We start from the raw sequence: 12,583 nt of genomic DNA on the forward strand, positions 1-12,583 counted from the left end.
ACGGCGACATTCGGCGGACGGTGGGGAAACGTTGGGGAAGCGCGGCGCACCGCACTTCCGGGGCTTCCACCGCCGCCCTCCCCTCCGCCGGCGCGGAGAGGAGAAGGGACAGCGTCAGAACTTGCCGTAATACCCTTCCTTCAGCGCATCGAACAGGTTGGCGGCGGTGTGCATCTCGCCGTCGTATTCGATCTGTTCGTTGCCCTTGACCTCGACCACGCTGCCGTCTTCCAGCTCGAAGCGGTAGGTGGTGTTCTCCAGGTCCGCCTCCTTCACCAGCACGCCCTGGAAGGCGGCCGGGTTGAAGCGGAACGTGGTGCAGCCCTTCAGCCCCTGCTGGTGGGCGTAGCGGTAGATGTCCTTGAACTGCTCGTAGGGATAGTCGGTGGGGACGTTGGCGGTCTTGGAGATGGAGCTGTCCACCCACTTCTGCGCGGCGGCCTGCACGTCCACGTGTTCCTTGGGGTGGATGTCGTCGGCGGCGATGAAGTACTCCGGCAGGCGCGCGGCGGCGTCCTCGGCGAACGGCATCGCCTTGGCGTTGACCAGGTGGCGGTAGGCCAGCAGCTCGAAGGAGAACACGTCCACCTTCTCCTTGCTCTTCTTGCCCTCGCGGATCACGTTGCGGCTGTAGTGGTGGGCGAAGCTCGGTTCGATGCCGTTGGAGGCATTGTTGGCCAGGCTCAGCGAAATGGTGCCGGTGGGGGCGATGGAGCTGTGGTGGGTGAAGCGCGCGCCCACCTCGGCCAGCTCCTCGACCAGCGCCGGCGCCACTTCGGCGATGCGCTGCATGTAGCGGCTGTACCTGGCGTGCAGCAGCCGGCCTTCGATGCGCTCACCGGCGCGCCAGCCGTCGCGGGCCATCTCCGGGCGCTGCCGCAGCATCGCCGCGGTGACCTCGAAGGTCTCCTGCATGATCGGCGCCGGGCCCTTCTCCTTGGCCAGCGACAGCGCGGTCTCCCAGCCGGCCACGGCCATCTCGCGGGCGATGGACTCGGTGAACTCGCACGACTCGGCGCTGCCGTACTTCATGCGCAGCATGGTCATGGTCGAGCCCAGGCCGAGGAAGCCCATGCCGTGGCGGCGCTTGCGCATGATCTCGTCGCGCTGCTGCTGCAGCGGCAGGCCGTTGACCTCGACCACGTTGTCGAGCATGCGGGTGAACACCCGCACCACTTCCTTGTATTCCTCCCAGTCGAAGCGGGCACGCTCGGTGAACGGCTCGCGCACGAAGGTGGTGAGGTTGATCGAGCCGAGCAGGCAGGCGCCGTAGGGCGGCAGCGGCTGCTCGCCGCAATTGTGGGCGTGCAGGCCGTTGCCGTCGAAGGTGTTGATGCCGGGGACCTGCACGTCGTAGACGTCTTCGACGCCATCGGCGGCCACCGACTGCACGGTCGCCACGAAGCGCTCGCGGTTCAACTGGCGACGGTAGCCGGACAGCAGCGCCTTGAGGCGGTTGGCCTTGGCGGTGTCGGCAAAGCCCACCCGCTGGGCGAAGGCATCGAGGTTGTCGCCGCTGACGACCAGTTCGTGCTGCGCCTTGGTGGCGTAGGCACGCGTGCCGCCGTGTCCGTCGGGGAGCAACGCGGTGCCGGCGGGACGCCGGTCGCGGTAGATCTGCGAGGCGATGCCCAGCCGCAACAGCATGCGCTGCGCTGCCTCCAGCCGCACCAGGTCGGACTGTGCCAGGCGCACGCTGACGCCCTTCTCCTGGCTGCCCTGCACCGAGCCGTCGGTGTCGAAGAGGCCGCGCAGGAAGCCGCGATGGAAATCGCTGGAGGTCTTCTCGACGGCCGGGGTGATCGCCTTGTCGCCCGGACGCAGGCCCAGCTCCAGCGCCAGATCGCGTAAGGCGGCCGACTTCAGGCGGTACTCGCCACGCTCGCGCACCTCGCTCCAGCCAGCGAAGTCGGCACGGTGCGGCAGGCTGCGCGCGCAGCGCAGGGCTTCGTCCATCAGCGCCACCGGTGCCAGCGGCGCCGCATTGACGGCGGCGGCCTGAGGCCAGACAGACAACACGGCGGCTTCCTGCTTGAGCGTGCCGTCGCCCACCAGCATGCCGAGGAGGAAACCTTCCTCATAGCTGCGCGCGCCGCCCCACTCCGCACCGGCACGGTGATTGTTGAGCAGCACCCGGTCGCCTGCGACCAGTTGGTCCGCCTGGCACCATTGGGTGTCCAGCGACCAACGGGTCTGGCGCACCACGCGCCGCACGCGGTGGTCCGCGGTCAGGCGCAGCGCATAACCTTCCTGCGTCTGCAGTCGGACCACCTGCTTGTGCGCGGTCTTGAAGAAACCCTCCGCACCGGTGGCATGGTCGCCACCATCGACCCGCGCCAGGAACGGCGTTCCCAGCAGATCGGCGACCTGACGCGGCCCCTCGGCAGTCTGCACCCAGGTATCGGCGGTCACGCACGGATTGGTCGCGCGGATGTTCTCGCACCACCAGTTGTTGTTCATTTCGTTGACGCGGTCGATCAGGATGAAACCCGGCTCGGCGTAGTCGTAGGTGGAGACCATGATCATGTCCCACAGGTGGCGGGCGCGGATGTGCCCGTACACCTTGCACGCGACCAGGCCGTCGTCGCGCACGATGTAGTCGTGGTGCGTGGGCCAGTCGCGCCACACCACGGCGCTGGCGTCGGCCAGATCGATGTCGGCCTCTTCCTTGCGGTTCACCGGAAACACCAGCGGCCAGTCGGCGTCCTGCTCCACCGCCTGCATGAAGCCGTCGGTGATCAGCAGCGACAGGTTGAACTGGCGCAGGCGCCCGTCCTCGCGCTTGGCGCGGATGAAATCCTTCACGTCCGGGTGGGACACGTCGAAGGTGCCCATCTGCGCGCCGCGGCGGCCGCCGGCCGAGGACACGGTGAAACACATCTTGTCGAAGATATCCATGAACGACATCGGCCCGGAGGTGTAGGCGCCGGCGCCGGCCACGAACGCGCCGCGCGGGCGCAGCGTGCTGAACTCGTAGCCGATGCCGCAGCCGGCCTTGAGGGTCAGCCCGGCCTCGTGAACCTTCTCCAGGATGCCGTCCATCGAGTCGGTGATGGTGCCCGATACGGTGCAGTTGATCGTGCTGGTGGCCGGCTTGTGTTCCTGCGCGCCGGCGTTGGAGGTGATGCGCCCGGCCGGGATCGCGCCGCGGCGCAGCGCCCAGGTGAAGCGCTCGAACCAGTAGGCACGCAACTCGTCGGTGGACTCGGCATCGGCCAGCGCCCGCGCCACGCGCAGGTAGGTGCCGTCGATGTCGGCATCCAGCGGCTCGCCCTGCTTGGTCTTGAGCCGATACTTCTTGTCCCAGATGTCCTGCGACGCCGGCTGCATCGGGATGGGGTCGTGCTTGGATCCGGTCTGGACGACTTCCAGGCGCACCGTACTCATTCTGCTGTGTTCTCCTCGAACCTGTCCCGATGAAGCGGATGGGTGGTCACCCGCCATGTGTCTTGTGTCTCGCACTTGCGCTGCACGGCAGAGACGGCCGCGGCAGCGCACGCGGCGCCTGCCCTCGACCGATCAAAAATTCCCTGATTCCGCGACGTTTCCTGTCACCGTCCCGTCATGCACCGCCGAGCGCGCCCCTGGATGTGAAGTCCTGGTGAAGAAAACCCTATGTCTAGTGCCGCACCGGAGCCATACCGCTACATGTAGTGGCTGCGACACGCGTGAACGCTAACGCCGGGCAGGCCCACTGTCAACGTCGCCGCGACGCGATCCGGCGCTGTCGCTGCGCCGCGCACGCAAGGCGCCATTTCGGCCTTGCGCAGGCGGCACCGGAGCGCTTTCACTGGCGGTTAAACGCGGCGCGTTCATCTTGATTTACGCGCACGCGCGCCCATCTGCCCCACGTCTCCCGCGTTCCCCGGAAACCGACCCCATGCGACCGCTGCCTACGCTGCTGACCCTGACCGCCGCCGCTGCCTTCGGCGGTTTCGCCGCCACCGCGATCAATGCGCAACTGGACAACCGCGCCGAGGCCGCGCCCGCCGCGGCACCGCCGCCCCTGTCCGCGGCCGCGCGCCTGCCGTCCTCGGTGGCCGGCGAGCCGCTGCCGTCGCTGGCGCCGATGCTGCAGAAGGTGATGCCGGCGGTGGTGAGCATCAACACCAAGCAGGTGGTGCGGGTGCGCAATCCGTTCTTCAACGACCCGATCCTGCGCCGCCTGTTCCCGGACATCCCGCAGGAGCGCATCAACGAGTCGCTGGGTTCGGGCGTGATCATCGATGCGAAGAACGGCTACGTGCTGACCAACCACCACGTGGTGGAGAACGCCGACGACGTGCAGGTGACCCTGGCCGACGGGCGCAGCTTCAAGGCCGAGTTCATGGGCTCGGACGCGGACACCGACATCGCGCTGATCCGGATCACGGCCGACAACCTCACCGAGATCCGCCTGGGCGACAGCGACAAGCTGCGCGTGGGCGATTTCGTCGCGGCCATCGGCAACCCGTTCGGCTTCACCCAGACCGTCACCTCCGGCATCGTTTCGGCGATGGGCCGCAACGGCATCCGCGGCCTGGGGTACCAGAACTTCATCCAGACCGACGCCTCGATCAACCCCGGCAACTCCGGCGGCGCGCTGGTGGACCTGCGCGGCGAACTGGTCGGCATCAACACCGCCAGCTTCAACCCGCAGGGCAGCATGGCCGGCAACATCGGCCTGGGCCTGGCGATCCCGTCGAACCTGGCGCGCGCGGTGGTCGACCAGTTGATCAAGAACAACGGGGTGATGATCCGCGGCACTCTGGGCATCGAGACGCAGAACCTGACCTCGCAGATGGCGCAGGGCCTGGGCCTGTCGGCGCCGCGCGGGGCGCTGGTGACGCGGGTGCTGGCCGGCTCGTCGGCCGCGGCCGCCGGGCTGCAGCCGGGCGACGTGGTGGTCGCTGCCAACGGCGAGCGCCTGGACAGCGCCGAGGCGCTGCACAACTACGAGGGCCTGCAGCCGGTGGGCAGCACCGTGACCCTGGACGTGCGCCGCGACGGCAAGCCGCTGCAGCTCAAGGCCACGCTCAAGGAACAGCCGCGCGCGATCAGCGGCGAGTCGCTGGATCCACGGCTGAGCGGCGCCACCTTCGCCGACCTGCCCGAATCGCTGCGCCAGTCCGGCATCTCCGGCGTGCTGATCGGCAACGTGACGCGCGGCAGCCGTGCGGCGCGCAACGGCCTGGCCAGCGGCGACATCGTGGTGGCCGCCTCGGTCGGCGAGTTCGCCGACCTGGCCAGCTACCGCGCCAATTTCGCGCGCAAGCCGGCGCAACTGGTGCTGCGCGTGGTGCGCGGCGGCGCGCAGGCCGACCTGGTCATGCAGTGAGCCGGCGCGCTCAGTCCAGGCGCGCGGCGTAGTCGTCGCGCACGTGCTGGTTGAGGTAGGTGGTGAGGCCGCGCCCGGCCGCGGCCAGGCGTTGCATCTCCATGACATGGAGCAGGCCGGGATGCTGGCGGTCGTAGCGATAGCTGGCGCCGTCGGCGAAGCGCAGCACGATCCAGTCCGGGCCGCTGTCGTAGGCGACCACCCCGGCATGGCCGCTCCGGTTGCCGTAACGATGCATTGCGGTTCCTCCGGGACTTGGCCGCTCGCCGGCGAGCGCCGACACTATGGCGTACCGCTTATGGCGACGAGCTAACACCCCGTACACCCCGCCGATGGTATTGGTGTCGCCCCGTTCTGCGCAGCGTCCGCATCGGCGGACGGCAGGCCCCCAAACCCCAGAGGAGACATGCCCATGAATGCCAGCCCGACCAATACCGAGAACCTCAAGGACAACCTGAGCGAAGCCGGCGCGCACCTGAAGTCCGCGGCCAGCTACGCCGGCGAAGCGATCAAGGGCGCTGCCGGTGCCGCCGGCGAGGAACTGAAGCTGGGCAAGGCCAACGTCAAGGCCGAGCTGTCCGACAGCGCCCTGTCCGGGTTGGCGGCGGCCGAGTTCGGCGGCGCGGCAGCGAAGGAGCAGGTGGACGTGCTGCTGGACAAGGGCCGCGACCTGATCGACAGCGCTGCCGAACTGATCCGCGAGCGCCCGCTGGCTTCGTTCGGCGTGGCCTTCGCCACCGGCTGGATCATCGCCAAGCTGGCGCGCAGCGGCGGCGACAAGTAAGCCGCGCGTGAGCGAGGAGCAGGCCCGCACCGACGGCGCCGCGGCAGACGCCGCGGCCGCACCGTCGCTGGAGGAGTCCTTCCGCGCGCTCGGCACGGCCGGACGCGAAGGACTCACCGCCACCCTGGACACCGGCCGCGCCCTGCGCAAGCTGGTGGCCGCGGACTTCGCCCTGGCCCGTGCCGCTCTGGCGCGGGCCTTCGTGTGGATGACCGTGGCGGTGGCGTTCGGCGCCTCGGCCTGGATGCTGCTGATGGGCGCGATGATCGCCTTGCTGCAGCGCATGGGCTGGTCGTGGCTGGCATCGATCTCGGCGACCGCGGCCTTCAGCCTGGTGGTCACTGCGCTCGGTGCCTGGCAGGCGCTGCGCTATTTCGACATGAGCAAGCTCGACGCCACCCGCCGCCAGTTGGCCAAGCTGGGCATCGGCGGCGACGACGAGGACGGCGACAAAGACGTCGCCAAGGGTGAGGCCACGCCATGAGCCTGCGGCAATTGCAGCACCGTATCGCCCGCGCCGAAGCGGTGCTGGAAGGACGCCAGGAGCAGGTGCGCACGCACTGGACGACCTTGCAGCAGGTCTGGCGCGAAGGTTGGACGCCATGGCGGATCGTGATCGTCGGCCTCGGCACCGGCTTCCTGGTCGGGCGCGCCGAACCGGCGGCGGTGGTCGGCAAGCTCGGCGGTGCACGCTGGCTGCAGATGCTCAGCGCGGTGTCGAGCCTGATCAACGCCACCACCGCCAAGAGCGCGTCCGATAACGCCGAGCGCGCCTCCGACGATGCGGAAGAGGCCGCGGACACGGCACAGGACGCGGCGGTGGATGCCGCCACCCAGACGCCGCCGCCCGCCACACCGGTTCCGCCCTCCCCTGCTCGTCCGCAGCCGGTGCGGCCGCCGACGGCCTCGCGCCCCGGGCACCCGGCCGCCGCGGAAGCGGCGACCGACCTGTCCGAGCGCTAGGGCGAGCCCGCGGTGTAGGAGCGGCTTCAGCCGCGACGGGGCGTTCCCGGTAAAGCCTGTCGCGGCTGAAGCCGCTCCTACGACGGACTCTGCAGCCGCTGTGATGACGGCGCCGCCACGCCGCGCGCACGCGACGGCCACGCGGTCTTGATACCGCGCCGGCCACGATCGGCCTACACTTCGCTTCCTTTCCGACGCCGTTCGGCGCGTGCACTGCGGCGCGCGGCGCGGCCACCGCATCGCAGGTTCGATGAGCACAGTTCCCGATCCCGCGGCCGTCGCCGACGACGCGCCGCACGGCACCCTGCCGCCGCCGCCCGCACCGCGTCCGCGCGGACCGGTCTCGCTGGTGGTGCTGGCCACCCTGGCGGTCTGCTACACCCTGTGGGCCGCGCAGGACGTGATCCTGCCGATCCTGCTTGCGGCCTTCTTCGCCCTGGTCGGCAACCCGATCCTGCGGATGCTGCAACGGCTGTACCTGCCGCGCTTCCTGGCCGCGCTGCTGGTGCTGCTGTCGGGCATGGCGGTTGCGACGACGCTCACCGTGCAGCTGGCAGGCCCCGCCGCCGAGTGGGCGCAGCAGGCGCCGGCGCAGCTGCGCCACCTGGCCACCCAGGTGCGCGATCTGACCAAGCCGATGCAGCAGGCCAACCAGGCCGCGGAAAACTTCGCGCGCGCCGCCGGCGGCGAGAGCGGCCGCCGCGTGCAGGTGATCCGCACGCAGATGGACGATCCCTACAAGGCGCTGGTGCGGACCCCGCGGCTGGCCGCCTCGGCGCTGGCCGTGGTGCTGCTGACGTTCTTCTTCATGGTGTTCGGCGAGAACCTGCAACGCCATGCGATCGCGTTGCTGCCCAGCCGCCAGCAGCAGAAGTTCACCACCGAGATCCTGCGTTCGATCGAACGCGAGGTTTCGCGCTACGTGTTGACCATCACCGTGATCAACACGCTGGTCGGCCTGATCTTCGCCGGCATCCTGATCGTGCTGAAGATCCCGCCGCAGGAAGCGCTGCTGTGGGGCACGGTAGTGGCGCTGCTGAACTTCGCGCCGTACGTGGGGCCACTGATCGGCGCGGTGCTGATGCTGCTGATGGGCTTCGTCGCCTTCCGCGATCCGCTGAGCGCGGCGCTGCCGGCGATCCTGTACCTGGCCCTGCACACCCTGGAAGGCCAGGTGGTGACGCCGATCGTGCTCGGCCGGCGCATGGCGATCTCGCCGCTGATGCTGATCCTGGCGCTGATGCTGTTCGGCTGGCTCTGGGGCATGATCGGCCTGCTGCTGGCGGTGCCGCTGCTGGTGTGCATCAAGATGGTGCTGGCGCGGGTGGACGGCATGCAGCGCTGGGCGCGGCTGCTGGAGTGAGAAGGGAGTCGGGAGTCGGGAGTCGGGATTGGGGATTGGTGGAAGCGCGCGGGTAATGTCTACCGGGCACGGCCATCGTAGGCCTCGGCGCTTGGCGTAAAATGCGCCGGTGACTTCCATGCCCTCCTTCCCCGTCCGCGCGATCACGCTGGATCTGGACGACACCCTGTGGCCGTTCGCGCCCATCGGTGCGCGCATCGAGCAGGTGCTGCACGACTGGCTGCTGCAGCACAGCCCGGCCACCGCCGCGCGCTTCCCGGTCGCGGCGATGCGGCAACTGCGCGAAGAGGTGTTCGCCGCGAACCCGCACCTGCATCACGACCTCAGCGAACTGCGCCGGCTGACCCTGCGCCGTGCGCTACAGGACAGCGGTGCCGATGAAGCGTTGCTGGAGCCTGCGTATGCGGTGTTCCATGCCGCGCGCAACCAAGTGGAGTGCTATCCGGACAGCATCGCCGCGCTGGAGCGCATCGCCGCGCGCGTGCCGATGGTGGCGCTGAGCAACGGCAATGCCGACCTGGCCACGATCGGCCTGGACCACCATTTCGCCTTCCAGCTCAGCGCCCGCGAACACGGCGCAGCCAAGCCGGACCCGGGCATCTTCCGCGCCGCCTGCGCGCGCCTGGGCCTGCCCTGCGCGCAGGTGCTGCACGTGGGCGACCACATCGAGATCGACGTGGTCGGCGCGATGCAGGCCGGCCTGCGCGGCTGCTGGATCAACCGCGACGCGCAGGCCTGGCATCCGTCGACCCCGCCCGACCTGCACTTCGACACCCTCACCGGCCTGGCCGACTGGCTGGACGCGACCCAGCCGGCCGCCGCGGCGCGCGCCTGATTCGCGCGCCCTCGCCCGCCGGTCCTCTCCCCCTTTCAAGGATCCGCTGATGTCCCTGCCGACCGGCTTCACCGACGCCTCCCCCCACGCCCTGCCGCTGTACGTGCTCGACCGCGAACACCTGGCCGAATGGCGCGCAGCGCAATCGCCGGCCTGGGTGGCGTGGATGGATACCCAGCAATTCATGGCCGCGCCGGGCAGCGTGCTGCTGCTGCCGGGCGCCGACGGCGTGGCCGCCGCGGTGCTGGGCGTCGGCGATCGCGGCGATGCGTATGCCTACGCGCATGCGCCCTTCGCGCTGCCGGCCGGCAGTACCTGGCGGGTGGAAACGGCGCTGGACGCGGACACGCTGGCGGCGCTGCACCTGGGCTGGGGCCTGGGCAGCTACCGCTTCGCCCGCTACAAGCAACCGCCGCGGCTGCCGGCGCACTTGCTGGCCACGCCGCAGGCCGAAGTGCGCGACCTGATCGCCGCCAGCCTGCGCGTGCGCGACTGGGTCAACACGCCGACCGAGCACATGGGGCCGGAGCAACTGGAAGAGGCCGCACACGCGATCGCGCACGAACACGGCGCGCAGTTCGAGAGCATCGTCGGCGACGCGCTGCTGGAGCAGAACTTCCCGGCGATCCACGCAGTCGGCCGCGCCTCGCACCGCGCGCCGCGGCTGCTGGTGCTGCGCTGGGGCGAGGAGGCGCATCCGCACGTGGCGCTGGTCGGCAAGGGCGTGTGCTTCGACACCGGCGGCCTGGACCTGAAGCCGGCCGACGGCATGCGCAACATGAAGAAGGACATGGGCGGCGCCGCACACGCGCTGGCGCTGGCCGGACTGGTGATGGCGCAGCGCCTGCCGCTGCGGCTGACCGTGCTGCTGCCGGCGGTGGAAAACGCCGTGGGCCCGAATGCGTTCCGCCCGGGCGAGGTCATCGCCACCCGCCAGGGCACCAGCGTGGAGATCGACAACACCGACGCCGAAGGCCGCCTGGTGCTGTGCGATGCGCTGGCCTATGCCGGCGAGCAGCGCCCCGACGCGATCCTGGATTTCGCCACCCTGACCGGTGCCGCGCGCATCGCCCTGGGTCCGGATCTGCCGGCGCTGTTCTGCAACGACGACACGCTGGCGCAAGCCTGGATCGCCGCCGGCGAGCGCACCCGCGATCCGGTCTGGCGCATGCCGCTGTGGCGCCCTTACCTGCGCTACCTCACCAGCTCGGTCGCCGACCTGGCCAACGCTGGCTCGCGCATGGCCGGCGCGGTGACCGCGGCGCTGTACCTGGAGCGCTTCGTACCGGCGCGGCAGGCGTGGGCACACCTGGACGTGTACGCCTGGAACGACAGCGACCGCCCCGGCCGCCCGGCGGGTGGCGAAGCACTGGCGCTGCGTTCGGCGTACGCCATGCTCAAGGCGCGTTACGCGGGGTAAGCCCCGTTCGATGCGGCTGTGCGGCCGAGGTCGCGCAGGCTGGCGCTGCTGCGCCGGTGGCTAGGCAACAGCACGCGGTTCATTGCCGCGCATGCATCTGGTGCAGGAGCCACTTCGGCTGCGATGCGGCGGTGTGCGGTTTGGTCGCCTTCGGATGCCGTCGGGACTGAAGTCCCTCCCACAGTGTCTCCGTCGCGCCGGCCGCGCCCTCGTAGGAGCGGCTTCAGCCGCGACGCGCAATGGTGTGAGCAGCGTGGTTGGCTTCGGACGCCGTCGGGACTGAAGTCCCTCCCACAATGCACCGCCACATCGGTCGTGCGCGTGTGGGGAAACGAAGATGGGAAGCCGCTGTTGCGATTCCCCATTCCCCATTCCCCATTCCCCATTCCCCCGCCTCAACCCGCCAACGCCTGCAGCGAATCGCGTTCGATGCCGGCGTAGATCGCGAACTCGTCGTGCACCGTCGCGCCCAGTGCCTGCTCGAACGCGGCGCGGTTGGCGTGTGCGGCGTAGGCGCGCTGTTCGCCGCCGCCGAGGTTGGACTGGAAGATGCCGGCGGCGCTGACCGGCAGGAAGTCCTCGTAGACGATCGGGTCGGCGCTGGCCAGGCCGTCGGCGATCAGCGCTTCGGCCGGCTTGCCGGCCAGGGCCGCAGCGCCCGCGGCGCGACCGGCATCGGTCAGGGCGTAGCGGAAATAACCCAGGCCCTCGCGGCGCAGGGTGGCGTAGTCGTCGGGGAAATCGGCGAAGGCCGCCTGCAGGCGCGTGGCGTAGTCGGCACCGGCGCTGCCATCGGCGGCGCGTGCACGTTCCAGCAACGCGTCGTACAGCGCGCGGCCCTTCGGCGTCAGGGCCAGACCGCGCTGCTCGATCTCGCCGAACCGCGCGGTGTGGGTGCCGGCCTCGGCGCCGTCCGCGCCCGCCGGGAAGCGTACGGTTTCCTCCAGGGCCTTGAAGCTGGTCTGGCGCAGCAGGATCGGGCAGGCGCGGCGCGGCGGGCCTTCGATCACTGCCTTGGCGTCGATGCCCCGGCGCAGCATCTCCGCCTGCGCGGCATCGATGTCCAGGGTGCGCGGCGTCAGGTGGTTGATGTGCGGGCCGTGGAAGCTGACCACGTCGGCGATCAGCTTGTGCGCCTCGCTCAGCGCGCGGTAGGTCGGCAGGCTCACGGTGGCATCGCTGTGCCAGCGGAAGGTTTCCAGCGCCTCGGCGACGAAGCGCTGCGCATCGGCCTCGCCCAGGCCGCCGTCGCGTTCGCACTGCGCGATCAACGCGAGCGCGCCGTCGGTGAAGATGCGCCGCTTGGCGAGGATCTGCGCGGCCTGTTCGCGCAGTGCCGGGTCCTCGATCAGCTCCAGGCGCAGCAGCGAGGTGAACACGCGGAATGGGTTGCGCGCCAGCGACGCGGCGTCCAGCGGACGGAACGCGGTGGAGTGCACCGGCACGCCCGCCACCGACAGGTCGTAATAGCCCACCGGCGCCATGCCCATCACCGCGAACAGGCGGCGCAGCGTGGCCAGTTCCTCGGCGGTGCCGACACGGATCGCGCCATGCCGTTCCTGATCCAGCCGCGCGCGCTCGTCGTTGCGCTGCAGTTGCGCCTCCAGCGCCGGGTCCGCGGCCAGGGTCTGCGCATTGACCTGCGCCACCAGCTCCATCAGCGTGCCGTACAGCGGCACCTCGGTGCGGTACATGTCGGACATGGCCTGCGCGAACAGGCTGCGGATAGCGTCGGGCGAAACGAAGGCGTTGGTCATCGGGCGGTCCGGGACGGCGGTGGCGCCGGCGGCAGGACCGGCAGAACGCCTATTCTCGCGCTGTGGCGGCGGCGCGGCCAGTGTGGATGAATGGGCGGCGCGTACCGGTGCGGCACGGAAGTGGCCGGCACCGCTGTCTCCTTC

Annotated in this window: 10 protein-coding genes; 7 read left to right on the forward strand and 3 right to left on the reverse strand. The window is 70.0% G+C overall.

All coding sequences use genetic code 11. The features are described 5' to 3' along the window. Positions 1 to 114: 114 nt before the first annotated feature. The gene (locus AC1G9L_RS19095; RefSeq protein WP_019800569.1) at positions 115 to 3,387 is read right to left on the reverse strand and encodes an LAGLIDADG family homing endonuclease; all 3,273 of its coding nucleotides are present in this window, start codon (positions 3,385 to 3,387) and stop codon (positions 115 to 117) included. A gap of 493 nt (positions 3,388 to 3,880) precedes the next feature. Here AC1G9L_RS19095 and AC1G9L_RS19100 point away from each other — a divergent pair, with 493 nt between their 5' ends. Continuing rightward, the gene (locus AC1G9L_RS19100; protein ID WP_481069725.1) at positions 3,881 to 5,317 is read left to right on the forward strand and encodes a Do family serine endopeptidase; all 1,437 of its coding nucleotides are present in this window, start codon (positions 3,881 to 3,883) and stop codon (positions 5,315 to 5,317) included. Between the two features lie 10 nt (positions 5,318 to 5,327). Here AC1G9L_RS19100 and AC1G9L_RS19105 read toward each other — a convergent pair whose 3' ends face one another. After that, positions 5,328 to 5,555 carry a hypothetical protein gene (locus AC1G9L_RS19105; RefSeq protein ID WP_019801904.1) on the reverse strand — a complete coding sequence of 76 codons (228 nt, stop codon included), beginning with the start codon at positions 5,553 to 5,555 and terminating at the stop codon, positions 5,328 to 5,330. 174 nt (positions 5,556 to 5,729) lie between these two features. On the opposite strand from AC1G9L_RS19105, the gene AC1G9L_RS19110 reads away from it, so the two are divergent. The 6 genes from AC1G9L_RS19110 to AC1G9L_RS19135 all read left to right on the forward strand — a co-directional run bounded on the left by AC1G9L_RS19110 (position 5,730) and on the right by AC1G9L_RS19135 (position 10,682). Further along, positions 5,730 to 6,101, forward strand: coding sequence for a hypothetical protein (locus AC1G9L_RS19110; RefSeq protein WP_019801903.1), 372 nt, complete (start codon positions 5,730 to 5,732; stop codon positions 6,099 to 6,101). 7 nt (positions 6,102 to 6,108) lie between these two features. After that, positions 6,109 to 6,585 (forward strand): hypothetical protein, encoded by a 477-nt coding sequence (locus tag AC1G9L_RS19115; RefSeq protein ID WP_019801902.1) that lies wholly within the window; start codon positions 6,109 to 6,111, stop codon positions 6,583 to 6,585. Then, entirely contained in the window at positions 6,582 to 7,064 is a 483-nt protein-coding gene (locus AC1G9L_RS19120) for a hypothetical protein (protein ID WP_481069726.1), read from the forward strand. Before AC1G9L_RS19115 ends, AC1G9L_RS19120 begins: the two co-directional genes overlap by 4 nt. 250 nt (positions 7,065 to 7,314) lie before the next feature. After that, complete coding sequence (locus AC1G9L_RS19125; RefSeq protein WP_481069727.1) at positions 7,315 to 8,427, forward strand: AI-2E family transporter; 1,113 nt, start codon at positions 7,315 to 7,317, stop codon at positions 8,425 to 8,427. 118 nt (positions 8,428 to 8,545) lie between these two features. After that, the gene (locus tag AC1G9L_RS19130; RefSeq protein ID WP_019800140.1) at positions 8,546 to 9,262 is read left to right on the forward strand and encodes an HAD-IA family hydrolase; all 717 of its coding nucleotides are present in this window, start codon (positions 8,546 to 8,548) and stop codon (positions 9,260 to 9,262) included. A 49-nt stretch (positions 9,263 to 9,311) separates the two neighbouring features. After that, positions 9,312 to 10,682, forward strand: a complete 1,371-nt coding sequence (locus tag AC1G9L_RS19135; RefSeq protein ID WP_481069728.1) for a leucyl aminopeptidase family protein — start codon at positions 9,312 to 9,314, stop codon at positions 10,680 to 10,682. Between the two features lie 395 nt (positions 10,683 to 11,077). Here the strand turns inward: AC1G9L_RS19135 and hglS are convergent, their stop codons facing one another. Continuing rightward, a complete protein-coding gene (hglS, locus tag AC1G9L_RS19140) occupies positions 11,078 to 12,439 on the reverse strand; it encodes a 2-oxoadipate dioxygenase/decarboxylase HglS (RefSeq protein WP_481069729.1) in 1,362 nt (453 codons plus the stop codon). Between the last annotated feature and the right edge of the window lie 144 nt (positions 12,440 to 12,583).

The sequence above is a fragment of the Xanthomonas sp. NCPPB 1132 genome (assembly GCF_056629235.1).